Consider the following 24,155-nt stretch of genomic DNA (forward strand, 5'->3'; position numbering starts at 1 on the left):
GCATTTCCAGGCTGAAGCATATACTGTAAATCGTCATAAAAGACTGTTTTTGGGTGGAGAGCAGGCATGATGAAATGGGTTTACACCTTCGGTGGGGGCAAGGCCGAAGGGCGTGCGGGTGATCGTGACAGGCTGGGCGGCAAGGGTGCAAACCTTGCGGAAATGTGCAGTCTGGGCCTGCCGGTGCCGCCGGGGCTGACCATCATCACCGATGCCTGCAACAGCTATTTCGACAATAGCCGCGAAATACCCGAGGGCCTGCACGACCAGGTCCGCGAAGGCATTCGCCGGATGGAGGAAGTCACCGGCCGGGTTTTTGGCGACACCAACCGTCCGCTGCTGCTTTCCGTGCGTTCCGGCGCCCGCGCCTCGATGCCGGGGATGATGGACACTGTCCTCAATCTCGGCCTCAACGATCAGTCCGTGCATGCGCTCGGTCACGACGCCGGCGATGCGCGGTTTGCCTGGGACAGCTACCGCCGCTTCATACAGATGTATGGCGACGTCGTCATGGGCGTCGACCACGATATCTTCGAGGAGATCCTTGAAGACGAGAAGGCCCGCCTCGGCCACGAGCAGGATACCGAACTTTCCGCGGTCGAATGGCAACATGTCATCACACGCTACAAGGACGCGATCGAGGAAACGCTCGGCGAGCCGTTTCCGCAGGATCCGGAAATCCAGCTCTGGGGCGCCATCGGCGCCGTGTTCTCCAGCTGGATGAACCCGCGCGCCATCACCTACCGCCATCTGCACAGCATCCCGGCGGCCTGGGGCACCGCGGTCAACGTCCAGGCGATGGTTTTCGGCAATCTCGGCAATTCGTCGGCGACCGGCGTTGCGTTTACCCGCAACCCCTCGACCGGAGAGAACGAGCTTTACGGCGAGTTCCTCGTCAATGCCCAGGGCGAAGACGTGGTTGCCGGCATCCGCACGCCGCAAAACATCACCGAGGCGGCCCGCATTGCGTCCGGCTCCGACAAGCCATCGCTTGAAAAGCTGATGCCGGAGGCCTTTGCCGAGTTCCGCACGATCTGCGACAAGCTCGAGCGGCATTATCGCGACATGCAGGACCTCGAATTCACCATCGAGCGCGGCACGCTCTGGATGCTGCAGACGCGCTCCGGCAAGCGGACGGCCAAGGCCGCCCTGAAGATCGCCGTCGACATGGCGGACGAGGGGCTGATCTCGAAGAACGAAGCGGTCGCCCGCATCGATCCGGCTTCGCTCGATCAGTTGCTGCATCCGACGATCGATCCGCACGCGCGCCGCGATATCATCGGCTCCGGCCTTCCGGCTTCGCCGGGGGCTGCAACCGGCGAAATGGTCTTCACCTCGGAAGAGGCCGTCCAGGCCGACAAGGAAGGCCGCAAGGTCATCCTCGTGCGCATCGAAACCAGTCCGGAAGACATTCACGGCATGCACGCCGCCGAAGGCATTCTGACCACGCGCGGCGGCATGACCAGTCACGCCGCGGTGGTTGCGCGCGGCATGGGCACCCCTTGCGTTTCCGGTGCGGGCGGCATCCGCGTCGATCTGCGCAACGAATTGCTGATCACGCCGAGCGTGACGCTGAAGAAGGGCGACATCATCACCATCGACGGCTCGTCCGGCCAAGTGCTGAAGGGCGCGATCGCCATGCTCCAGCCGGAGCTTTCGGGCGATTTTGGAAAGATCATGGCCTGGGCGGACGCCAGCCGCCGCATGACCGTGCGCACAAACGCCGAAACGCCGGCCGACGCGCGCGCCGCCCGCTCTTTTGGTGCCGAGGGCATCGGCCTTTGCCGTACCGAGCACATGTTCTTCGAGGATGGCCGCATCAATGTCATGCGCGAGATGATCCTGGCGGAAGACGAAGCCGGGCGGCGGCTGGCGCTCGCCAAGCTGCTGCCGATGCAGCGTTCGGACTTCGTCGAACTCTTTTCCATCATGCACGGGCTGCCGGTGACAATCCGTCTGCTCGACCCGCCGCTGCACGAATTTCTGCCGAAGACGGATGAGGAAATCGCTGATGTTGCCGGTGTTTTGTCACTGGATCCGTCAGCCCTGCGTCAGCGCGTCGACCAGCTGCACGAGTTCAACCCGATGCTCGGCCATCGTGGCTGCCGTCTGGCCATCTCCTATCCGGAGATCGCCGAGATGCAGGCTCGCGCCATCTTCGAGGCGGCGGTCGAAGCCGCGCGCGAAACCGGCGCTGCCGTCGTGCCTGAGATCATGGTGCCGCTCGTCGGCCTGCGCGCCGAACTCGACTACGTCAAGGAGCGCATCGATGCGGTGGCAAAGGCGGTGATCGGCGAAGCCGGCATCGACATCGACTATCTCGTCGGCACCATGATCGAGCTGCCGCGCGCGGCACTTCGCGCCCATGTGATTGCGGAAGCCGCCGACTTCTTCTCGTTTGGCACCAACGACTTGACCCAGACGACATTCGGCATTTCACGCGACGACGCCTCGCAGTTCCTGGCGACCTATCAGCAGAAGGGCATCATCGAGCAGGATCCCTTCGTCTCGCTCGATTTCGACGGTGTCGGCGAACTGATCCAGATCGCCACGGAGCGCGGACGCCGGACCAAGAACGGCCTCAAGCTCGGCATCTGCGGCGAACATGGCGGCGATCCGGCCTCGATCCGCTTTTGCGAAGAAGCGGGCCTCGACTATGTCTCCTGTTCGCCCTTCCGCGTGCCGATAGCCCGGCTCGCCGCCGCACAGGCGGCGATCAACGGCAAGGCGTGAGGCGGCATCGATACCGGCCATAACCTCAACGCCCCGGTCAAGGGTGCCCGGGGCGACTGCATGTTTCCTTAAATCCTATTCGATTTAAGGACAAAAACATGCAGTAATTCAAAGTGCTACAGCGACCTTTGCGCGTCTATCAAGACGCGCGGCGCTGTAGGCATCTCGTTTCAGAGCTACTTAGACTGCACGATAACCGGGCGTGCAATGACGACCGGCCGGTTCCAACCCCACATCATCACATCATTGTCATAGCGGTAGCTGCGCCGCTCGGCGCGGCGGTCGAGCTCGATGCGTTGCAGGCAGGTGGCGAATGCATCGGTGCCGCGCCGAAAGCCGTAGGAGGCGCAGGTGTTGCCGTCGGCGGCGCGCCGCTCTTCCGGCGTCATCGTCTGGCAGGCCGCAAGCAAGAGCCCGATGGCGGCAAGGGTCAGCAGTTTGGTCTTCATCGTATTCATGCCTCCTGAGCGGATGCAGATCGGCTCGGCGAAAGACCGGCTTTGCTTGTGCCCGAACCTCAGCTTTTGTCAGAAGGCTGTTGGGTACACCGGTCGCTCAGGTCTTTACCGCCGCCTGCAGGACAGAGCTCTGCCGCATGGCGGGCCGTCGTGTCCACCCTGATTTTTTCGGGTATGGCTGTAAAGATCGGTAGGGTGGATCGTGCAATCGAGGGCCGAGGCTTCGGCGCAGCTACAAGCCAAGGGCAGAAACGCACAACACGGATTTTGCATTCACGATTCGATCGCATGAAGACATGATGGGGCAGCCGTTGGGCGACCGTCAATCCGTTTTCGGCAAGTCCGGATGGTCACATGCGCTCAAGCACGCCGACAAAGGATTCGGCAAAGCTTTTCAGATCCTGGGTGTTCTCGCCGGGGTGCTCGAGCCGGATCGTCGAGCCCTCTTCTTCGAGGCAGACAAACAGGATTGGCGACGCGTCGCCCTCGGTCCCGCCGAGCCGAAGGACCGCGATGCTCAGGCAATCGTCGACCAGGCCGGAAGCGGGCAAGGCAAAGAGAAACTCGCCGCCGACGTTGTCGGCAACCGTGCGGATGAAGGCGGTGAAATCGTCCTTGCTTCCGGAGAAACCGTCGAGCGAAAGCTCCAGCTCCAGCAGCGCCATGGGAATGCGGGCGTCAGCCGGCGGAGGCGGTGCTGCGTGGGTGGCTGTTGCCACGGCTGCTTGCGATGCGACCATGATGTCTCTCCATCTTGCCGTGCCGGATGCGTTCCCAGCGTCGGCCCTTGCCCCCCGATTGACGATTCGCGACGACTTTTGCCGGCGTACGGGCATATTTCCAGTTTCTGATAGGTGGTTAACGAGAATGGCGATTTTGCGGCAAGTGGCTGCAGGCGCGCGGCCCAGGTCTCCAGCCGCATCCTATTGCCTGTTTTCACGGCCCCGGCCATGGTCTAAGAATGCTGGTCTGTTTCGATGCAGGGGATTGATTCCGTTATATGATGGTCCGGTACGAGCGCCCCTATTCCTATGCCGCCCACTGGGCGCGCCGCTTTGCCCGCATAGCCTTTGCGATCTTCGCGCTGTCCCTGCTGGCGCACCGGTTCGGCCCGTTGACGACGCCGCATTTCCTTGGATTGGTCGGGCTCTCCGGTGCTTTTGCACTGCTCGGCGTCCTGCTTGCCGTAGTCGGGCTCGCGCGGCTTTGGCAGGTGGCCGCGATCGGTGGCATCGCCTCCGCCTCGGCCCTTGTCTATGCGGCGCCCACGCTCGGTTTCATCGGTTTCGGCATCGCGCAGTACCTGACCCGGCCGGCGATCTATGATGTCAGCACCGACACAGTGACGCCGCCGCCTTGGCTGAAGGTGCCGCAGACGGAGGAAAGCTGGCTGAAGCGCAATCCGGCTGTGACGCCCGAGGACCGCGAAGCGCAGATTATCGCCTATCCCGGCCTGACCGGACGACGATACGACGGTGCGCTCGACCGCGTTTTCCAAGGTGTGCGCAATGTCGTCGAGAAAACGCGCGTCGGCGTCACGCAGGAACTCGGCGTCGAAAACGCCCGCGCCGATCTCGAGGATCTGGCGGTGCGGCCGAATGCCGGGGCGGACGCCGCCGCCGAGCCGGAGAACATACCCGTGCCGGAATCCCGACCGGAGCTGGCTTTGGAGGGCGCCCTTCCAGGGCGGCGTTCCAGTGACGTCGTGCTTCAGGGAGAATGGCGGACGCTGATTGCCGGCTTTCGTTTCGATGTGCTGATCCGCCTGCGCGAAGAAGCGGAAACGACGTTCGTCGACCTGCGCGTCGCGTCTCGCTACGGCCAGCACGACCTCGGCATCGGCGCCGCCTTCGCCGACCAGTTCCTGCGGGCGCTCGATGCGGAGCTGCTCGGCATCGCCGGCGATTGATCCGCAGAATACCGGCAGACGCTTCAGTCCTGCATGAGGGCGTCGTGGCCACCAGATCCATGAGGCAGCTTTTGGTCTCGCACGTTTGCGATCGGCGATGGTGCCTCGTCGTCCGCCTTGAGCCAGCCGCGATAGCGCACAATCAAGCCGGTCAATGGGCTTTCGACCTCGACGTGGAAGTGGAACAGGCCATCGCGATCTTCCTCGAACGTCCGGCCACCTGGCGCCAGCAACGCTGGAAGCGGGAGGCCGAGGAAGGACCAGCCGCGAACCCTGAGATGCAGGCGGTTTCCCACAGGCTCCAAGGCGCACAGGATCCGGAACGGCCCGAAACCCTCGGCAAGCAATCGTTCCTTCCGGTTCTCGGCTTTTTGCTGGGAGCTGCGCAAAACCTTCTCTCCAAACCGCCGCGTCCAGATCTCGCGACCATTGGCGCACTCGAAACGGATCTCGACCGGCACATTCTCGCCGGCCACGGGAAAGCCGAAGACAGAGGCGGTGAGGCGGCCCCATGACCCCTTGCCACGCTCGATGGTCGCACGCCCCCTGAAAATGGCTTGCCCATCCGACGTCTCATGCAGAGTGCGGATCGCCGTGGGCAAGCGATCCCATTCAGCGCCGAGAACTCGTCGGTAGAGGCTTTGCTGACGGACCATGCCACTTTCCGCTGCGTCCTTCACGCGATGAAACGCCCGCGCTCGTCGGCGGTCGGAACCATGCAGGTCTGGCGGCGCCCGGCGATGCGGTAGCGGTTCCTTGCAACGAGATCGTAGAGCGGATCGCGAAGGGCAGCAGGCAAAATGCGGCAGATATTCACCAGCGACCATGGCAGGCCCAATCCTGCAAGCGTGCGAATCGATCCGTCCGATTTGAAGCGCGCAATACCGTTCTCGATCAGGATGTTGCTTTCATAGTTCTCTGTATCGAGGCCATAGTGCCGGTAGAGCGCCTGGCCGAGCGGCGATTGCGCCGTCAGGTAACGATAGCGCGCTTGCCGGTCATGGCGCAGCATGAAGCGCACCCAGCCCGAGCAGAAGATGCATTCGCCGTCAAAGACGATCACCGGCCGATCGTCGGGAAAGCGCGGCACCGACGGGTCCTCGCGGTAGCTGTGCGCTTGCCGCCGCATCCTCAGCCAGCCCCTCCCGGCGCCAGGCGATAGTCGCCGAAAAGGGACGGCGGTCCATCGGTCTCAACACGTCCCTGTTCGACCAGGTCTTCAAGATGCGCCAGCACGGAGAGGGCTGCTGCGCCATGCAGTCGTGTGTCGGTGGAGGCATAGATCACCTTGACCATGTCGGGGATCTTGCCGTCGCCGGCGCGGACGCGCTCAAGCACGGCGCGCTCACGCATGCGCCGGTGGGCGCGCAGGCCCCTGAGGAATGAAGCCGGCTCGATGACAGGCCCGCCGTGGCCGGGCAGATAGAGCCGGTCGTCACGCATCAGCAGCTTTTCCAGCGAGGCCATGTAGTCTGCCATGGCGCCATCCGGCGGTGCGACGATCGTCGTCGCCCAGGCCATGACGTGGTCTGCGGAAAAGACCGTGCCGGTGCCGTCGAGCGCAAATGCCATGTGGTTGGCGGTGTGGCCGGGGGTGGCGAGCCCCGTCAGCGCCCAGCCGTCGCCTTCGATCCGTCCGCCATCGGCAAGGATGATGTCGGGCGAGAAGTCCATATCGGAACTCTCGGCGAAGGGGTTGATCTCGCCTTCATGCAAAGGTCTGGCGGCACGGTGAGGCCCTTCGCCGACGATTGCCGCGCCCGTCGCGGCCTTCAGTCGCCGCGCCAGCGGCGAGTGGTCGCGGTGGGTGTGGCTGACGGCGATGTGGGTCACCTCGCGGCCCCTAAGCGCCGACATCAACGCCTGAAAATGCGCTTCGTCCTCCGGGCCCGGATCGATCACCGCCACCGAGCGATTACCGACGATATAGCTGTTGGTGCCGTGAAAGGTGAAAGGGCCGGGATTGTTGACGGTGATGCGCTGCACGCCGTCGGCAACGGTCACGGCCTCGCCATGTGCCGGCTTGAAGTCGAGATCGAAGTCGGGGCCCTGCATGCGTCGTTTCCTGGCCTTCACTTGTATTCGATCTCGATGAAGGACATCGGTTCGCTGCCGGCATTGACGACGTTGTGCGCCATGCCGGCCTCGCGCCGGTAGGCCGCTCCCTTGGCGATATCCACCCGGCGGCTGCCGCCTTCCTCCTCCAGCAGGAACCGGCAATCGGTCATCGGCACGACGACATAACCGAGACCGTGGACATGATGGCCGGTATCGGCACCGGGTTCGAAGTCCCACCTAGTAATGCGCACGACCGCGTCATCGACAAGAATGCTGGGCACGGCGGGCGGACGGGCGCGAAACTGGCTCATTGGGGTCTCCATTCGCGCCGGAGAATAGGAGGTGACGGTCGGGAAGGGAAGGGCGGTGCGGCATCGGGCACTGGCGTTTCGCCGAGGGCGAAGTGTATGCTGGCGAACAAAGCCCAACAAAACCGCTCGAACCACAAACTTAATCATTGTGACGCGGCACGAGCTTTGCTAATCAGGCGCTCGATTTGGCGAAACTATTTCTCGCCAATTTCGTTGGGGCGTAGCCAAGCGGTAAGGCAGCGGTTTTTGGTACCGCCATCCCCTGGTTCGAATCCAGGCGCCCCAGCCACATTTTTCTTTCAAGCGTTCTGTCCTCTCAACGTCCCGGATGCCAAGTTCGGCGTCGCGCTTGACGATGGCTGTCGCGTTGCCGTGTATGCCCGGTCCTCGAGTCTCCTTAAAATTCTAGGGGCGTCTTTCATCTTTCCTCCATCTGTCTGCCGCATTCATGCACGCAACGTCTGGATGCACGTCTTCACGTCGCGTGAGAGGCGTTGGTTGCCAGGGAGGAAACAGCCGGAAAATGAATGGACCTCTGGCGGCATCGGCGATCGCTTCGGCATGGCCGGGACTGTTCGTGCTATTCGGCCTTGCCTTTGGATGGGCGTGGTCGATTGAGAAGAAGCGGCACTATCTGCTGCTTCTGACTGCCGCCTGCCTATTGTTTGCGACAGCGGCGTTTATGCAGATCATGCTGCTGCCCCTCGATATCGGCGCCAATACCATCCCGACTGGCCTGCTCTATACGCTTGCGGTGCTTGCTGCCGCGGAGGCCATCCTGCGTCGTTCAGGTCGCGGCATGGGCTGGAAGGCGGCACTCGGGGCAATCGGTGTGATAACCGCTCTGCTTTGGTACTTCTACTATATCAGGCCGAACCTTCTGGTGCGGATCTACGTGCAGGCTTTTGGGTATGGGTTGATCCTTGCGGCCGCCGCCTGGCGCATTCGGGCTCTGCGACATGGTCGCCTTGTAGACCGCGTCCTGTTCTGGGTTGTGGCTGTCGTTGCGATCCACTTCTTCCCGCGCACCTGGCTGACATTTGGCACTGACGCGACCGCCAGCATCGAGGCTTTCGGCGCGTCGCTCTTCTGGAACATGATGCAGTTGCTGATCGCGGCGGCGGGTACAGCGCTTGCCTTCGCGCTGCTTGCGGCGGCGCTGACGGATGTCATGGACGATCTCAGGCGCGAGCGCGATGTCGACCCGCTGACGGGTGTCCTCAATCGTCGGGGGCTGGAGGAGCGAGTGGCAAGGCTGTTTCGCAATGCGGGTGCACCGCTCAGCCTGATCCTCTGCGATATCGATCATTTCAAGGCGATCAACGACGCCCATGGACATGCGGCCGGTGACAGAGTGCTGGCGACGTTTGCGGGCGTATTGCGCGACAGCGTGCGTGAAGCAGATCTTGTCGCGCGGATTGGCGGCGAGGAGTTCGCAATCCTCCTACCTGGGATGGACGTGGATGCGGCGATGGCGGTTGCCGAGTGTATTCGCGAGCGGCTGGCAATTCACCGTTTTCCTGTTCTTGGCGCGACAGAAAGCGTGACCGCGAGTTTCGGTCTGGCGCAACGCGATGGCAGTGAACGTTTCCAGGCGTTCAGCGCGCGCGCCGATGCAAGGCTTTATCGCGCCAAGCGCGAGGGGCGCGACCGGGTCGTGGCTGCGGATATGCCGCTGACCGCTGGGCCGGCAGAGGTTGCTCAGCCGGCAAATGCAGCCAGTCCGGCTGCCTGAAGCAATAACCGAGGGCGGCTGGCTTCGGCGGACTATTCCAAGGAAGCAGAAAACCCGCCAACTGACGCTGGCGGGTTTCAAATGTCTGCCCCTTGATGCGCCGGTTATCAGCTTGCCGGTGCAGCCGGCTTTTCCGCCTTGGCGCCGCCGAGGAATTCTTCGCACCAGCTCGGGCCGTCGGCGCGCTTGTGGTCACCGACCAGGCGGATCGAGCGGATGACATAGTCCGAAGAGACGGTCAGCTGCACCGAGCAGCTCAGATATTCCGTGCGGGCCGAGGAGATACGCTTGCCGCGCTTGCCGTCCTTGCCGGTTTCGTACTGGGCCGGGGTCTTGCGGGTCTTATAGCCGCCCTTCCAGTTGTAGACGGTGGAACTGCCGCTTTCGACGTCGGAGAGCGGAGGACCATACTGGGCGAAGAAGCCGCCGGCCGGCTGACCGAGCCAACGCGATTCAACTGCGTTTCTGGAAATCGCCGTCGTCGTGGTGCAGCCTGCGAGCACAAGCGCGAGGCCTGCCACCGTCATCATGCGGAAGTTCATGTTTTCGTCCCTTTGGCTCTCGTTCGGAAGTAGGCGTGGCGCGCGCGCCCCAATCCCCTGAGTTTGCGCGCTTTCCGCTGAGCCTCTAGCGCCAAAAGCCGGCAAAGAAAATCCGCTGTCTGCATTCTATCTAAGGAAAATGCGAAGCGTTGCAGAAAGTCCCTATCTGGCCCCGGAAACCTCACCGCAACGTGATCGGTTGCAGTCGTTTCTGGTCCCTTCGCCCGCCGCTGCGGGCATGGGAAACCGTTGCTCCATTTCGATGCGAATCGCTCCGCGGGAGGGCTTCTGGTGGGCGCGGTCTTCGCCGAGACGCGAAAGCGCTAGAGTTTCGTCGGTGCGCAGGCATTGTCCGCTCCGCTGTGTCGGTCAGGGGCGGCTCCTGTGGGTCTACTCCCCGATCAGCTTGCAGCCGATCTTGGTGGCGCTCCCGGCGATCGCCTTCAGCGGACCGTCATAGACATCGCAATCGAGCAGGTTGTCCGGGCCGCTGCGACGGGCGGAATGGACGTTGATGTTGACGAGAGGTTCGCCGTCCTTGACCCAATGCAGCCGCGTCTCGATGTCGCCCTTGCCGGGGATCGCCACCACGGCCGGTTCGCCATCGCGCTCGGTCCTGTCCTCGCCGAGATCGATCATGCCGATCTGATCAGCATGCTCTTCTGCGCCCGCCGCCGGCTCGCCGGAATAATAGGCCGCGATCACGACCCCTTCCTTCAGCGCCTGAAGTTTGCTCGCGGCGGCCTGCGAGAAGGAAAGATCCACTTCAAAGCCCCAGGGTCCGGCAATATCGGCACCAGCCGGGCCAGCCAAGAGACCGGCAAGGATCATTGCGGCAAGCGACACGGGACGGATGATGGGCGACACGGCAGCACTCCTTGGCAATGGCGGGCAAAAAAGCGGACACAGCAGACAATCGACACGGGCCATCCCCGTCAAGGGGCGGCCTCAAGCACGAGCAATCGCCTTCTGTCCTGGTCGATTGCTGGTGTGCCTGACGGGTGTGTCGGACAAGAGGCGGAACGCGGTTTCGGCCGGGGTTTTCCACTGTACCGGCTTTTTTGGCGAGACCGAGAAGGTTTTTCGAAATAGGCGCTTGTGCAATCCAAATGCCTGTTCTATAGAGGCGCCGCTGGTCACGGAGTGTAGCGCAGTCTGGTAGCGCACCACGTTCGGGACGTGGGGGTCGGAGGTTCGAATCCTCTCACTCCGACCAGCTAAATCAATCCCTTAATTCGTTTTCTGTTCGGCCCGTTTTTGAGTGCGGACCGATTGCGGGCGCCTTCAGGGTAACGCAAGTCGTGGGCTTGTGAAGTTCGTCTCCGCATACGGATTGGCCCGCCTTAATTTGGCGCTGGCCGCTTATCCATTCTCCTCCGTGTTCGACATCTCCTCGAAGTTCTATTGCGGCGCGTGATTCCCTCTGGTGCGCGTTTCGCAGGCGTGAACGCGCCGTTCGTCGAATAACGGTGCATTGGTGGATGTTCGACTTGTTGGTCGATAACTAAGGGTTGTAGTCTCGGCAACTACATTGTCGTTGTCGAGAGGATAGGGAATGTTGTTTAGGCGGATAATAGTCGCATCGGCGCTGGTTCTGGCGAGCCACGGACTGGCGCAGGCGCAGAGCTGCGAGAAAAACTTCAAGGTATCCGGTGTGCCGCTGGTGACGGCCATCAGCTACAAGACCTGGCAGGAATTTTCCAAGCTGAAACCCGACACGGCCTTGCAGCGGCTTGCCCAGGGCGTTGCCGCCGAAGGGTTCTCGGGCATCAAGGTCAACAAGTCGCTCGGCACTGTCGACGCATTCCAGGAAACGACCGGTTCAGGACGCATCCAGACGCTGCGGGTCGTTGCTCGCAAGCGCGGTGCCGGCACGCGCGTCGATGCCATCTTCGACATCCAGGCCGGACAGGTGACCTCCAAGGACATCGTGCGCGACGGTCTCTGCAACATCGTTCGCTCGGCGACGGAGTAGTCGCAGGCGGCTGCTGGCCGTTCGTTTGCGCGGTGCGGCCAAACACCAGTCGGGATGACGGCCGCACAGCCATGCGGGGCTCGCTGCCGTGGCGCGATCAAGTACAAGCTGGAAGCGAACTGTGCCGCTGGGTGGGGGGCACGACGGCCCCCGCGTCTTCAGCGTTGTTTTTCCAAAGCCTTCAGCACGGATTGGCCGATTGCCTGCGCTTGCAGCATCGAGGAGAAGTTGCCCTGAGCCGGATGGGTGACGCCGCGATACTTGACGACGAAGCACCATTTGCCGTTCATGCGCTTCTCGACGGTCACGGTCGTCTCCGGTTTTTTATCCGTGGTCATCTTCGTCTCCTTGAGATCCTGCGCGCCGCCGCGTGGGCAATGCCTGATATCCGCATGACGCGGTCCATGTCCATAGACGTCTGGTTTATGTCGGCTATCGTGACGTGATAGAAACAAAGTTGCGATATCTGACGGTTTTTTGTTCGAAGCGTGTTGAAGCCGCCGGTTGTGGCGCCTAGACAGCCCTCATCACGCCAAGGAGTAAAATTTTGAAGGCTGTCGCATCGTTTTCCGCGTTCGTCGGGCGCACATTCGCGCTCTGGGTCATTCTCTTCGCCGTTCTCGGCTTTGTCTTCCCGGATATTTTCAAGCAGATCACGCCCTATATCGTTACGCTGCTTGGCATTATCATGTTCGGCATGGGCCTCACCATTTCGCTCGACGATTTCAAGGAAGTCGCCAAGCGCCCGTTCGAGGTCGGCATCGGCGTCATCTCACAGTTTCTGATCATGCCCTTGCTGGCCGTGTTGCTGACGGCCATCATCCCGATGTCGCCGGAAGTGGCCGCCGGTGTCATTCTCGTCGGCTGCTGCCCGGGCGGCACCTCGAGCAACGTCATGACATACCTCTCGAAGGGCGATGTCGCGCTGTCGGTGGCCTGCACTAGCGTCACCACGCTTCTGGCCCCGGTCGTCACGCCGTTTCTCGTCTGGACCTTTGCCAGCCAGTATCTGCCGGTTGATGCGATGGCGATGTTCATGAGCATCGTCAAGGTCGTGCTGGTGCCGCTGGCGTTGGGCTTTCTTTTGCAGAAGCTGCTGCCGGGCCTGGTCAAGGCCGCGGTGCCGGCATTGCCGCTGGTCAGCGTTGCGGGCATCGTGTTGATCGTTGCCGCCGTCGTCGGCGCCAGCAAGGGCGCTATCGCCAGCTCCGGCCTGCTGATCTTCGCGGTCGTCGTTCTGCACAATGGCCTCGGCTATCTGCTCGGCTTCTTCGCCGCCAAGGCCGCCGGCCTGTCACTTGCCAAGCGCAAGGCGATCGCCATCGAGGTCGGCATGCAGAACAGCGGTCTCGGCGCGGCTCTGGCCAATGCCTATTTCTCGCCCGTGGCTGCCGTGCCGAGCGCGATCTTCAGCGTCTGGCACAACATTTCCGGCGCGCTGCTTGCCAACTACTTCGCAAGCCGCACGGAAGACGAAAACGTCGAGCCCGTGGTCATCACACGCTGATCGGGAACTACAGCGCCGCGCGTCTTATTAGACGCGCAAAGGTCGCTGTAGCACTTTGAATGGCTGCATGTTTTTATCGTTAAATCGAATAGGATTTAAGGAAACATGCAGCAGCTTCGAATGACAGGAGAGGGCTCGCAAGGGCCCTTTCTTGTTGCACGGCCAAAGCCTGCAAGGTGCATAGCCAGGCGGACTGTCCCACGGCGTTTGGAAACGGTGAAACAGCCCTATCGATCATCATGATCGACGCGCCAAATTACAAATGCCCCGGTGAATTTGAACCCAAGTAATTCGCGACCGCCAATCAAGGTGAAGCAATGTCGACAAGTGTCCCATTTTGGGACGATCGCATCTTGGGCGTCACGCGTGCGGCCATTTTCCGATCGTTCTAGCGGTGGCAGAAGCTGCGGGTGAGGGGCAGTCTCCAACGCCGCACCCGCCTACGTCGGGTCACGTTATTGTTCAATTGGAAACGGCCTGTTCATCGAATGGCGTCTTATCAGGGTGAACAATAAGCGCGATATTATCTTCAACAATCGTTCTCCCAGTGAGGCTCAGATGTTGAAGGAACCGATATTCACATTCCGCGAGATCGCCATATGGTCTGCCATCCTCGGCAGCGTCGTCGGATACCAGCTTTGGCAGCACACAGATCCCGCGCCGCTGACGATGGTGCTTCCGAGCATCGAGCAGCGGTCGTAATTTAAAGGCAATCCGGCGCGGCGCGAAACGCTACTCCTCAGGCATTCCGTTGCGCCGCGCGGCCTGCAATAACTCGATCTCACCGGCCGTCGGACCAAACTGGCTCTGAAGCCGTTTTGTTTCCTCAGCGTCCAACCGGTACTTTCGCGCAAAGGCCTCGATCGTCACGGCCCGCCCAAGAAAGCTTCGGCGCGGCACGTCCTCCCGTTCATGGTCCAGCATCATGGCTGCTCCTCCTTCCCGGTTCTTTGGAAGTAGTGCGGCAGGTCGTTTCGGGAAGAGGCGGTAGGAGCAATCTGGCGAGGCATCAAAAATAGATCAGCAGAAACGGAAAAAGGGCCCTCGTGGGCCCTTTCTGATCTTTGGGGAGTGGCGATCAGCCGTCGATCGTGTCGATGATCTCGCTCGCGCGGCCAGCGCTGACGCGACGCACTTCTGCATCCTCGCGACGACCCGCAAACAGCTCGGTTGCCATCAGCTGGTCGGCGAGATCGGCGGGCAGCGACAGGATCACGCGGGCGTCTTCCGTATGGATGCCGCCGAGCGCCGAGCGCTTGGCCGTGATCATGCCGCCGGCCACCGTGTTGTTGGTGTCGGGATCGATCAGGATGAAGGCGCCGGTCGTCCGATTCTGCTCATAAGGGTCGAAGATCGCCTGTTCGTCGAAGGCAAGGTGAACCTTGCCGATGGCGTTCATCGGCAACTGGTCTGCGTGCTCCCACTTGCCCGTCTTCAGGTCCAGCTGGCTTGCCGGCTGCACCTGCACACGCTGGCGGCGGCTGCCGCTTTTCAGCCAGTAGCGCTTGCCCGGCTGGATGCCATCAGGCTGCAGCGCAACGATCTGGGCGTCGAAGGCAAGGCCCGTCAGCGGCTGGCTGTCGATGGCGACGATCATGTCGCCGCGCGAAACGTCGACCTGGCGGTCGAGCACCAGGGTGATGGCATCGCCGGCGACCGCAGCGTTGCGCACGAGGTCGAAGGTGACGATCTTGGTGACGTTGGCAACCATGCCCGAGGGCAGGATCACGACGCTGTCGCCGGGCTTGACCGCGCCGCCGGCAACCGTTCCCTGGTAGCCGCGGAAGCTTTCGCCCGGGCGCGAGACGCGCTGCACCGGCAGGCGGAAGCCGACGGTCTGGGAGGAGCGTGTCGTCGCCAGTTCAAGCACTTCGACCAGTGTCGGGCCATCGTACCAGGGCATCGAAGCGCGGCCGTCGTAAACGACGTTCTCGCCCTTCAGTGCCGAAAGCGGAATTGCCGTGACCTGGCGCACGCCGAGCGATAGCGCCAGCTCACGAAACTCGTGGCTGATCTGGTCGAACCGGGCGCGGTCATAGTCCGTCAGGTCGATCTTGTTGACCGCCAGAACGAACTGCTTGATGCCCATCAGGGTCGCGATCGTCGCGTGCCGCCGAGTCTGCTCGAGCAGGCCGACGCGGGCGTCGACCAGCAACACCGCGAGGTCGGCCGTCGACGCGCCGGTTGCCATGTTGCGGGTATATTGCTCATGGCCGGGTGTGTCGGCGACGATGAAGGAGCGCTTGTCGGTGGAGAAATACCGATAGGCGACGTCGATGGTGATGCCCTGTTCGCGCTCGGCCTGCAGGCCGTCGAGCAGGAGCGCGAAGTCCGGCAGGCCGAGATCGTTCTGCTTGCCGTTGGAATCACGCCGCAGCGTCGCCGCCTGATCTTCCTTGACCGCCTTGGTATCCCAAAGCAGTCGACCGATCAGCGTCGATTTCCCGTCGTCGACCGAGCCGCAGGTGATGAGGCGAAGGGGGCGGCTGTCGCGCGTTGCGCGGACCGATTCGGACGCCGGAAACGCCAGAACGTGAGCGGCTGCGTCTTCCTGAACGGCATTCGCGGTTGCTGGTGCGGTCATCAGAAATATCCTTCGCGTTTTTTCTTTTCCATCGAACCGGATTGGTCACGGTCGATGGCGCGGCCCTGGCGTTCGGATACGGTCGCGGTTTCAAGTTCGGAGATGATGTCGTCGAGCGACGTGGCGTCGGAGCGGATGGCGCCGGTCAGCGGGAAGCATCCGAGCGTACGGAAGCGGATCACTTCCTCGCGCTTGGCCTCACCCGGCAGCAGTTCGAGACGCGGGTCTTCGGCAAGGATCATCATGCCGTCGCGTTCGACGACCGGCCGTTTCTTGGCGAAATAAAGCGGCACGATCGGAATGTCTTCGGCCTGGATGTAGCGCCAGATGTCGACCTCGGTCCAGTTCGACAGCGGGAAGGCGCGCACGCTCTCGCCCTTGCGCACCATGCCGTTATAGACGTTCCAAAGCTCGGGACGCTGGTTGCGTGGATCCCAGCGGTGGTCTGGGGTGCGGAAGGAGTAGATGCGCTCCTTGGCGCGCGAGGCCTCTTCGTCGCGGCGCGCGCCGCCGAAAGCGGCGTCATACTGGCCGGCGTCGAGCGCCTGGCGCAGCGCCTCGGTCTTCATGATGTCGGTGTAGAGCGCCGAACCGTGGCTGAACGGCGTGACGTTCTCCTGAGCGCCGCGCGGATTAACGTGCTCGATCAGGTCGAGGTCGTAGCGCTTCACGATCTCGTCGCGAAACGTGATCATCTCGGCAAACTTCCAGCCGGTGTTGACGTGCAGCAGCGGAAAGGGAACGCGGCCGGGATAGAAGGCCTTGCGCGCCAGGTGCAGCAGCACCGAGGAATCCTTGCCGATCGAGTAGAGCATGACAGGGCGTTCAAACTCGGCGGCCACTTCGCGGAAGATGTGGATCGCTTCGTTTTCGAGCGCCTTCAAATGCGGGTCAAGCGGCGGCTTGGTGCTCTGCGGATTGTGCAGTTCCGTTTCCGGATGGGTAAGAGGCATTTCAGTCTCCGGGAGGATCTTTGTCTTGGGAGGAGCGCGCCAGCCCTCAGGCGGCGCTGCTCGAAGTCGGGATGATGGAACTGGCGGTCTCTGGGACGTGAAGCCCGCATTCGCGCTTCTCGTCGTTTTCCCACCACCAGCGGCCGGCCCGTTCGGGCTCGCCCGGCTTGATGGCGCGGGTGCAGGGTTCGCAGCCGATCGAGGGATAACCGCGGGCATGCAGCGGGTTCACAGGAACGGCGTTGGCAGTGACGTAACTGCGGATGGTTTCGATGTCCCAGTCGGCGAGCGGATTGATCTTGATGAGGCCGCGCTCAGCATCCGCTTCGGCAAAGGGTGTCGCTGCCCGGTTGCCGGACTGGCCGCGGCGAAGCCCCGTCACCCAGTAGCTGGCGCCTTCGAGTGCGCGTGCAAGCGGCTTCAGCTTGCGCGCGTCACAACAGGCATGCCTGGCTTCGACGCTGTCATAAAAGCCGTTGGCACCATATTGCGCGGCATAGGCGTCGACGTCTGCCTTTTCCGGATGAAAACGCTTGATCAGGATGCCATAGGTCTCTTCGGTCTTGTCGATCAGCGCCACCGTCTCGTTGAAGAGGCGGCCGGTCTGCAGCGTGGCGACATCGACCGCCAGCTGGTTCTCGCCGATGACGGCCGTGATCACCTGATCTTCGATACCGAGCGACGTGGTAAAGACGGCACGGCCTTCAAGGCCGGCAACGAGCGCGAGACGTCCTGCGAGATCCAGGACTTCAAGCGCTTGGTTCAGAGCTTTCGCGGTGGCGTCGAGGGGTGACGTGGTCATGGCTGCGTCCTGTTCCAACTTGTCAGGAATATCGCAGCCGGGTGTGGCGAGGGACAGAAATAGCGGTTTCTAATGCTGGGCGTTTGGAGCAAATCTGCCTCTCAGATCGAAAAGCAGCGAAAAACGCAAGATAAGCTAGTAATTTACTAGACTTTATACTTCCTTTCGCGTCCTTGGCCCGGCCGTTACATGAAGAAGCGCGGCCCCTTCGGTCCGCGCTTCAACGGGCGATCGGTCAACGGTGCCGGTCAGAACTCTACTCAGGCCTTCTCCTGCTCGGCTTCCGGATTGCGAAAAGCAGCCGCAAGTCGGCGGCCGAGCACGGATGCGCGGGCCTAGCAACGACGACGTAGCGCTTGCCTCAAGGCCGGACCGCTCAAGATATGTTGAACGGCAGATGCTTTCCCATCCGTCGCTTCAGGTTCAATCTTGCGGGTTCCGAGGCAAATTGAGGAGTGGGAGATGATGAGGTCCTTTCCTGGCCGCGTTCTCGCCGGAAGCATCGTGACGTTGCTTCTGGTCACTGGCGCCTACGCTCATCACGGCTGGTCCTGGGCAGAGGCGGACCAGATCGAACTTGCCGGCACGATCCGTGAAATCTCGATGGCGCCGCCACATCCGACGCTTCAGGTCGAGACTGAAAAGGACGGGCTCTGGCGCGTCGAACTGGGCAATCCCAGACAGACGGAACGGTCCGGCTTCGTCGAAGGTGTCGCCAAAGTCGGCGATCAGATCGTGGTTCTGGGCAATCGCTCGCTCGATCCGAACGAGAAGCGCCTGAAGGCAGTCCGCGTCACCGTTGCCGGCAAGAGCTTCGACATCTATCCGGACCGCATCCGGACCGGTGGATGAGCGCGGCGGAACTGCTCGATTGGATTGCCGCCTGGCCGCTGGCGTCAGCGATGCGTCGATCCGCGATCCTCTATCTCGTCGTCAACGCGGCCCATATCTTGGCGATCGCGCTTTTGATCGGCGCGATCGTGCCTCTGGACCTGCGACTGCTCGGTTTCTTCGGGAACACTTCGCTGGAAGGGCTCGGGCCGTTTCTGTCGCGCGCTGCCGCGGTCGGTCTGGGTCTGGCGATCGTGACCGGTTTCTGCCTCTTTAGCGTTCGGCCGGCGGCTTATGCCGCGAATGCTGCCTTCCTCGCAAAGATCGGTCTGCTCGGGGTTGGCGCCGCCAATGCTATGACTGTGCATCTTGGCGGCGCCTGGCGGCGCCGTAAATGGCGGCCCGGTCTCATGGCGTCTTCGCGTATCCGCAGCCGTCTCGCTGACGGTGTGGCCGGCAGCACTTCTGGCTGGGCGCTGGATCGGCTTTCTCTGACGCCGATCCTATCGCTCGTTTGCCGTTCTCCACGCGGGGACGACCGGCTCCCGCTCGACCGTTCTGCCACGCACGAACTGCAACGTGGCCTCGGCGACGCGTTGGCCGAGATGCCGTGCTGTGGCGAGATCGGATGCCGGCGGCGCGAGATCGGCCCCCTGGTCGACATTCGACTGGGCGCCGGCGCCCAGCCAAAAGCCCAACCGGTTGAGATCATCAGGTGATCCGGTGGTCGAGTGGTTGGAAGGCGGCAGATCGAGGTTGATCCAGTGCATGCCGTGCTGGGCAGCAAAGAGTGCGAGCTGCATCAGCGTCGCGAGCTTGTCGCCGGAAGCGGTTCCCGAATTGGTGAAGCCGGCGGCGATCTTGTCTTTCCAGAGATAGCCTTTGGCCATTACAGCGTTGGAACTCGCTTCCTGAAAAGACTTGAACGCGGCCGACGGGCCTCCGACATAGGTTGGCGTGCCGAAGATGATCGCCTCGGCCGAGAGCAGATCGCTCCAGCGCGCCGGTGTGTCTTCAACGGTCAAGAGCAGGCACTGCGCGCCGTCGACCCGCTCGATACCGGTTTTGACAGCGTCAGCCTGCCGTGCCGTGTGTCCGTAGCCGCTGTGGTAGATGACGGCGATGCATATGTTGCTCATGGTTCGGTCTCCTTTGGTTTTGGTGGTGGATTTGTCGCGCGAGCGAAGGCGCGCGCCGTCGGCGCGTGCCAGGTTTGCTGAAGCGTTGGTCAGGGTCGGTTGACGGAGCTGTCGGCTCCAACGATTTTTAGGGCGCGGCCACCCGCCGTTCAGTGAACGGCATGGCCACCGAAATGTCGCAGTGTTTCCGGGAGATGTTTGAGCTTCTCCGGATTGCGGGTGACGTAGATGGCGGTGATCCGATCCTGCTCGATCTCAAGGGCAGTGGTCTGCAGGATCTCTCCGTCTTCGATGGTGATGAAACCGGGCAGCCCATTGATGAAATCGTAACGCACCAGCCGCGACATCGTCTGGGCAAAGATCAGCGCCAGCGAGGCGTGCAGCTTCATCACCTTGTCTAGGCCGACGATCGGCCGTCTTGGTGCCACCGTCTTACCGCCACCATCGGCATAGACGATCGCCTCGGTCGCAAGCAGCGAACGAAGCTGCTGCATGTCGCCGCCACGCGACGCCGCGAAGAAGGCGGAGGCGATTTCCAGGCCCTGTTCCCGTGGCATCGCAAAGCGGCGTCGGTCATTGCGGATATTGACGCGGGCGCGGCTGGCGAGCTGGCGGCAGGCCGCCGGCTTGCGGCCGATCGTCTCGCCAATTTCATCGAAGCTGACGCCGAAGACATCGTGCAGCAGGAAGGCAGCCCGTTCGAGCGGCGACAGACGCTCCAGCGCCATCATCAGCGGCAGGGTGATGTCGTCGAGGTCGTCGCTCTCCTCGACGATCGGTTCCGGCAGCCACGGCCCGAGATAGGTTTCGCGCCGCCGTCGTGCCGACTTCAACTGATCGAGGCAAAGGCGCGTCACGATCCGGCGCAGAAACGCCGATGGTTCCTTGACGGTCACACGGTCGGTGTCCAGCCAGCGCAGGAATGCCTCCTGGACGATGTCCTCGGCCTCGCTGACCGAACCCAGCATCCGATAGGCAATGCGGATCAGTCGCGGACGCAGCGGGTCGAAGCTCGTTTTGACGTCTTCGTCGGTCATCTCGGTCATCACATCCCCCACTGCCGTGCGGTGCAGGCGGTCAAGCAATGGCCAGCGCGCAGGCGGAGCCATGATGGCATTGCCGCAGCGGTTGCGACAAGCGGATCGAGCTTCGCTGTCATGTTCGTCTCCTTCATCTCGGGCACTTGAGAAGACAGGACGAGATAGCGTCAATGAATGTGACATGCCGCAGACGTTGCGGCAGTCGAATGCCGGGGAAAACGTGCCTCGTGGCGCAGGCGATCCTATCTGTCGCTGACGGCCCAGCGCGGATTGATCCAGGGCTCCTGATTGGACCGGGCAAGCGGTTGCTTGCCGAGGATATGGTCGGCTGCCTTTTCGCCGGTCATGATCGAGGGGCTGTTGAGATTGCCATAGGTCACGTGCGGGAAGATCGAGGAGTCCGCGACGCGCAAACCATCGACGCCGATCACCCGCGTCTCCGGGTCGACCACGGCCATTGGGTCGTCCTTGGCACCCATCCGGCAGGTGCCGCAGGGGTGGTAGGCGCTTTCCAGGTGTTCGCGCAGGAAGGCGTCGATCTCATCGTCCGTCTGCACCTTCTCGCCCGGCTGGATCTCCGGCCCGCGATACTGGTCGAAGGCCCGCTGGCCGAAGATCTCGCGGGTGAGGCGCACGCAGTGGCGGAACTTCTCCCAATCCTCCGGGTGGCTCATATAGTTGAAGCGGATCACCGGGTCGGCCATCGGATCGGAGGATCGCAGGGTGACGTTGCCGCGCGACTTCGACAGGTTGTAGCCCACATGCACCTGGAAGCCGTGGCTCTTGGCCGCCGCCTTGCCGTCATAGCTGATCGCGACCGGCAGGAAGTGATACTGGATATCGGGCTGCTTGACGCCCGGCGCCGAACGCAGGAAGGCGCAGGCCTCGAATTGGTTGGAGGCGCCGAGCCCACCTTTGGAGAGCAACCATTGTGCTCCGGCGACCCCCTGCCAGAACCACGGCAGCCAGGAATAGAGCGAGACCGGTTTGGTCGAGACCTGCTGGAAATAGAACTCCATATGGTCCTGAAGGTTGGCGCCGACACCGGGTCGATCGACCTTGACCTCTATGCCCATGTCCTTCAGGTGCTGTGCCGGGCCGATGCCGGACAGCATCAGCAGCTTCGGCGAGTTGAAGGAGGAGGCGGAGACGATCACCTCGCGGTTCGCCTTGACGATCTCGATCTTGCCGCCGCGCTCGATCTCGACGCCGGTCGCCCGGCGGTTCTCGATCACCACCTTGCGGGCAAAACAGCGCATGAGCGAAACGTTGGGCCGCTTCAGAGCCGGGCGGAGATAGGCGTTGGCGGCGGACCAGCGGCGCCCCTGCCAGACGGTCTGCTCCATCAGGCCGAAGCCTTCCTGCTTGGAGCCGTTGTAGTCGTTGGTAAGCTCGAAGCCCGCCTGCTCGCCCGCTTCAATGAAGGCATGGAACAGTGGGTTGGTCACCGGCCCGCGCTTGACGTGCAACGGCCCGTCGGTCCCGCGCCAGCCGACCTCGCCTCCGTGCGAATGCTCCATGCGCTTGAAGTAGGGAAGCACGTCGGCATAGGCCCAGCCACGTGCGCCCAGGTCCTCCCAGCGATTGAAATCCTCGGCATGGCCGCGCACGTAGACAAGGCCGTTGATCGAGGAGGAGCCGCCGATGACCTTGCCGCGCGGCGCGGTGATGCGCCGGTTGTTGAGGTTCGGCTCGGGTTCGGAATGATAGCCCCAGTTGTAGCGGTCCATGCTCATCGGCCAGGCAAGTGCTGCCGGCATCTGGATGAACGGCCCGATGTCCGAACCGCCATATTCGAGCACGATTACGGAATGCTTGCCGTCCTGCGAGAGGCGGTAGGCGAGCGCCGAACCGGCCGAGCCGGAGCCGATGATGATGTAGTCTGCCTGCATGATCGTGCTCTTTCTTCTGCGTCTCTAAACCGGCCGGTACCGTGCCTCTACCTCTGTCCCCTCATTCCTGTGCTTGTCACAGGAATCCAGCCAAGCGACGTCTGTCGCTTGAGGGAGTCTTTCGCGCCACCGACGTGGCGCTGCTGGATCCCCGGAACTCGCTTCGCTCACCCGAGGATGAGGGAGCGAATCAGATGCGTCCCGAGGAAGGCCGCTTGAACCTCAATACGGCGCCTGCACCGGGCTCATGCCGACGTAGACGGTCTTCAACTCGCTGTAATGGTTGAGCGCCGCCACGGAATTCTCGCGCCCGAAACCGGATTGCTTGGAGCCGCCGAAGGGGATCTCGACCGGGCAGAGATTGTAGGTGTTGATCCAGAGCGTGCCGGCTTCGAGTTGGTCGACGACGCGGTGGGCGCGGGTGATGTCGGCGGTGAAGACGCCGGCCGACAGGCCGAATTCGGTGGCATTGGCGCGCGCGACGACATCAGCCTCGCTTTCGAAGTCGAGAACGCACATCACAGGGCCGAAGATCTCTTCGCGCGCGATGGTCATGTCGTCGGTGACGTCGGCAAAGACGGTCGGCTGGATATAGGTGCCGTCGGCACTGACCGCATTCGGAATGCCGCCGCCGGTGACCAGACGCGCGCCCTCGGCTTTGCCCTTTTCGATATAGGAGAAGACCTTGTCGCGTTGCGCGCCCGACACCATCGGCCCGAGCTGGGTGGCTTCGTCCATCGGGTCGCCGATGACGATCGCTTCAGTGCGCGCCTTGAGGCGATCGAGGAACGCATCCTTGATGCCCTTCTGGACGAAGACGCGGGTGCCGTTCGAGCAGACCTGGCCGGTGGAATAGAAGTTGCCGAGCATGGCGCCGCCGATGGCGCTTTCGAGATCGGCATCGTCGAAGACGATCAGCGGCGACTTGCCGCCGAGCTCCATCGTTACGTGGCGAAGACCGGCAGCTGCCGCCTCATACACCTTGCGGCCCGTCGGCACCGAGCCGGTGAGCGATACCTTGGCGACATCGGGGTGGTTGACGAGCAGCGGACCGGTCGTCCGATCGCCCTGGATGACGTTGTAGAGGCCCTTGGGAAGGCCCGCCTCGATCAGGATCTCGGCGATCTTGAGGGCGCCGAGTGGGGTATTCTCCGATGGCTTGAAGACCATGGCGTTGCCGGCGGCAAGCGCCGGCGCACCCTTCCAGCAGGCGATCTGCTGCGGATAATTCCAGGCGCCGATGCCGACGCAGACGCCGAGCGGCACACGCTTGGTATAGGCGAAATCGCCGCCGAGCGGAATGTAGTCGCCGTTGAGCGCTGTGGCGATGACGCCGCCGAAGAATTCGAACGAGTCGGCGCCCGATGTCGGGTCGGCGACGATCGTCTCCTGGATCGGCTTGCCGGTGTCGAGCGTTTCGAGCTCGGAAAGCTCGCGGTTGCGCTCGCGCATGATCTCGGCGGCGCGCTTCAAGATGCGGCCGCGGGCAGTCGGGCTCATGGCCGCCCATTCCGGTTGCGCGCGCTTGGCAGCGGCAATCGCCTTTTCGACGATCGCGGGCGTTGCCGCATGCAGCCGGGCGATCACCTCGCCGGTTGCGGGATAGATGCTCTCGAAGACGGTGCCGGCAATGTCCTCGACATACTCGCCATCGATGAAGTGCGAGGCTTGCGGTTGGGCTCTCAT

General features: G+C 62.5%; 24 protein-coding genes, 2 tRNA genes and 1 pseudogene. 10 read left to right on the forward strand and 17 right to left on the reverse strand.

Annotation, left to right across the window (positions count from 1 at the left end; translation table 11 throughout):
- Positions 1-66 precede the first annotated feature (66 nt).
- Positions 67-2,733, forward strand: a complete 2,667-nt coding sequence (gene ppdK, locus BKP54_RS13795; protein WP_025426208.1) for a pyruvate, phosphate dikinase — start codon at positions 67-69, stop codon at positions 2,731-2,733.
- 176 nt (positions 2,734-2,909) lie between these two features.
- On the opposite strand, the gene BKP54_RS13800 is transcribed toward ppdK, so the two are convergent.
- Both BKP54_RS13800 and BKP54_RS13805 read right to left on the reverse strand, forming a co-directional pair.
- The gene (locus BKP54_RS13800) at positions 2,910-3,191 is read right to left on the reverse strand and encodes a hypothetical protein (protein WP_025426209.1); all 282 of its coding nucleotides are present in this window, start codon (positions 3,189-3,191) and stop codon (positions 2,910-2,912) included.
- Between the two features lie 350 nt (positions 3,192-3,541).
- A complete protein-coding gene (locus tag BKP54_RS13805) occupies positions 3,542-3,931 on the reverse strand; it encodes a hypothetical protein (RefSeq protein WP_025426210.1) in 390 nt (129 codons plus the stop codon).
- A 260-nt stretch (positions 3,932-4,191) separates the two neighbouring features.
- Between BKP54_RS13805 and BKP54_RS13810 the strand changes: the two genes are divergently transcribed.
- Positions 4,192-5,100, forward strand: coding sequence for a DUF1499 domain-containing protein (locus tag BKP54_RS13810; RefSeq protein ID WP_025426211.1), 909 nt, complete (start codon positions 4,192-4,194; stop codon positions 5,098-5,100).
- Between the two features lie 23 nt (positions 5,101-5,123).
- On the opposite strand, the gene BKP54_RS13815 is transcribed toward BKP54_RS13810, so the two are convergent.
- From BKP54_RS13815 to BKP54_RS13830, 4 genes are read right to left on the reverse strand one after another with little or no spacing between them, the layout of a single operon-like run.
- Entirely contained in the window at positions 5,124-5,756 is a 633-nt protein-coding gene (locus tag BKP54_RS13815; protein WP_057211504.1) for a DUF4166 domain-containing protein, read from the reverse strand.
- A gap of 20 nt (positions 5,757-5,776) precedes the next feature.
- Entirely contained in the window at positions 5,777-6,229 is a 453-nt protein-coding gene (locus tag BKP54_RS13820) for a thiol-disulfide oxidoreductase DCC family protein (RefSeq protein WP_025426213.1), read from the reverse strand.
- 2 nt (positions 6,230-6,231) lie between these two features.
- Positions 6,232-7,155: an MBL fold metallo-hydrolase gene (locus tag BKP54_RS13825; RefSeq protein WP_025426214.1), complete on the reverse strand. Its 924-nt coding sequence runs from the start codon at positions 7,153-7,155 to the stop codon at positions 6,232-6,234.
- 17 nt (positions 7,156-7,172) lie between these two features.
- On the reverse strand, positions 7,173-7,469 hold the full coding sequence (locus tag BKP54_RS13830) for a cupin domain-containing protein (protein WP_025426215.1): 297 nt from the start codon (positions 7,467-7,469) through the stop codon (positions 7,173-7,175).
- A 214-nt stretch (positions 7,470-7,683) separates the two neighbouring features.
- On the opposite strand from BKP54_RS13830, the gene BKP54_RS13835 reads away from it, so the two are divergent.
- Positions 7,684-7,758, forward strand: a tRNA-Gln gene (locus tag BKP54_RS13835).
- 234 nt (positions 7,759-7,992) lie between these two features.
- On the forward strand, positions 7,993-9,204 hold the full coding sequence (locus BKP54_RS13840) for a GGDEF domain-containing protein (protein WP_025426216.1): 1,212 nt from the start codon (positions 7,993-7,995) through the stop codon (positions 9,202-9,204).
- A gap of 107 nt (positions 9,205-9,311) precedes the next feature.
- On the opposite strand, the gene BKP54_RS13845 is transcribed toward BKP54_RS13840, so the two are convergent.
- On the reverse strand, positions 9,312-9,746 hold the full coding sequence (locus tag BKP54_RS13845; RefSeq protein ID WP_025426217.1) for a hypothetical protein: 435 nt from the start codon (positions 9,744-9,746) through the stop codon (positions 9,312-9,314).
- Between the two features lie 390 nt (positions 9,747-10,136).
- Complete coding sequence (locus tag BKP54_RS13850; protein ID WP_025426218.1) at positions 10,137-10,613, reverse strand: hypothetical protein; 477 nt, start codon at positions 10,611-10,613, stop codon at positions 10,137-10,139.
- A 272-nt stretch (positions 10,614-10,885) separates the two neighbouring features.
- Between BKP54_RS13850 and BKP54_RS13855 the strand changes: the two genes are divergently transcribed.
- A tRNA-Pro gene (locus tag BKP54_RS13855) sits at positions 10,886-10,962 on the forward strand.
- 339 nt (positions 10,963-11,301) lie between these two features.
- Entirely contained in the window at positions 11,302-11,721 is a 420-nt protein-coding gene (locus tag BKP54_RS13860; RefSeq protein ID WP_057211502.1) for a hypothetical protein, read from the forward strand.
- A 158-nt stretch (positions 11,722-11,879) separates the two neighbouring features.
- Here BKP54_RS13860 and BKP54_RS13865 read toward each other — a convergent pair whose 3' ends face one another.
- Positions 11,880-12,059 carry a hypothetical protein gene (locus BKP54_RS13865; RefSeq protein ID WP_025426220.1) on the reverse strand — a complete coding sequence of 60 codons (180 nt, stop codon included), beginning with the start codon at positions 12,057-12,059 and terminating at the stop codon, positions 11,880-11,882.
- A gap of 209 nt (positions 12,060-12,268) precedes the next feature.
- On the opposite strand from BKP54_RS13865, the gene BKP54_RS13870 reads away from it, so the two are divergent.
- Positions 12,269-13,228, forward strand: a complete 960-nt coding sequence (locus BKP54_RS13870) for a bile acid:sodium symporter family protein (RefSeq protein WP_025426221.1) — start codon at positions 12,269-12,271, stop codon at positions 13,226-13,228.
- Between the two features lie 558 nt (positions 13,229-13,786).
- Positions 13,787-13,930, forward strand: a complete 144-nt coding sequence (locus tag BKP54_RS36040; protein WP_164474926.1) for a hypothetical protein — start codon at positions 13,787-13,789, stop codon at positions 13,928-13,930.
- Between the two features lie 30 nt (positions 13,931-13,960).
- Here the strand turns inward: BKP54_RS36040 and BKP54_RS13880 are convergent, their stop codons facing one another.
- From BKP54_RS13880 to BKP54_RS13895, 4 genes are all read right to left on the reverse strand, one after another.
- Positions 13,961-14,155, reverse strand: coding sequence for a hypothetical protein (locus tag BKP54_RS13880; protein ID WP_107026871.1), 195 nt, complete (start codon positions 14,153-14,155; stop codon positions 13,961-13,963).
- Positions 14,156-14,306: 151 nt separating this feature from the next.
- Positions 14,307-15,812, reverse strand: a complete 1,506-nt coding sequence (gene cysN, locus BKP54_RS13885) for a sulfate adenylyltransferase subunit CysN (protein WP_025426223.1) — start codon at positions 15,810-15,812, stop codon at positions 14,307-14,309.
- Positions 15,812-16,765 (reverse strand): sulfate adenylyltransferase subunit CysD, encoded by a 954-nt coding sequence (gene cysD / locus BKP54_RS13890; protein WP_057211498.1) that lies wholly within the window; start codon positions 16,763-16,765, stop codon positions 15,812-15,814. The genes cysN and cysD overlap by 1 nt, the downstream gene beginning before the upstream one ends.
- Positions 16,766-16,811: 46 nt before the next feature.
- Complete coding sequence (locus BKP54_RS13895) at positions 16,812-17,567, reverse strand: phosphoadenylyl-sulfate reductase (protein WP_025426225.1); 756 nt, start codon at positions 17,565-17,567, stop codon at positions 16,812-16,814.
- Between the two features lie 462 nt (positions 17,568-18,029).
- On the opposite strand from BKP54_RS13895, the gene BKP54_RS13900 reads away from it, so the two are divergent.
- Positions 18,030-18,419, forward strand: coding sequence for a DUF6152 family protein (locus BKP54_RS13900; protein ID WP_025426226.1), 390 nt, complete (start codon positions 18,030-18,032; stop codon positions 18,417-18,419).
- Positions 18,416-18,893: pseudogene (locus tag BKP54_RS36485) on the forward strand (DUF2214 domain-containing protein). The gene BKP54_RS13900 and the pseudogene BKP54_RS36485 overlap by 4 nt, the downstream one beginning before the upstream one ends.
- An 8-nt stretch (positions 18,894-18,901) precedes the next feature.
- Here BKP54_RS36485 and BKP54_RS13910 read toward each other — a convergent pair.
- From BKP54_RS13910 to betB, 4 genes are all read right to left on the reverse strand, one after another.
- Entirely contained in the window at positions 18,902-19,537 is a 636-nt protein-coding gene (locus BKP54_RS13910; RefSeq protein ID WP_025426228.1) for a flavodoxin family protein, read from the reverse strand.
- A 149-nt stretch (positions 19,538-19,686) separates the two neighbouring features.
- Positions 19,687-20,583: a sigma-70 family RNA polymerase sigma factor gene (locus tag BKP54_RS13915; RefSeq protein ID WP_084814545.1), complete on the reverse strand. Its 897-nt coding sequence runs from the start codon at positions 20,581-20,583 to the stop codon at positions 19,687-19,689.
- Positions 20,584-20,819: 236 nt separating this feature from the next.
- Positions 20,820-22,469 carry a choline dehydrogenase gene (betA, locus tag BKP54_RS13920; RefSeq protein WP_025426230.1) on the reverse strand — a complete coding sequence of 550 codons (1,650 nt, stop codon included), beginning with the start codon at positions 22,467-22,469 and terminating at the stop codon, positions 20,820-20,822.
- A gap of 222 nt (positions 22,470-22,691) precedes the next feature.
- On the reverse strand, positions 22,692-24,155 hold the full coding sequence (gene betB / locus BKP54_RS13925) for a betaine-aldehyde dehydrogenase (RefSeq protein ID WP_025426231.1): 1,464 nt from the start codon (positions 24,153-24,155) through the stop codon (positions 22,692-22,694).

This window comes from Ensifer sp. 1H6, assembly GCF_001976035.1.
GTDB lineage: Bacteria > Pseudomonadota > Alphaproteobacteria > Rhizobiales > Rhizobiaceae > Ensifer > Ensifer canadensis.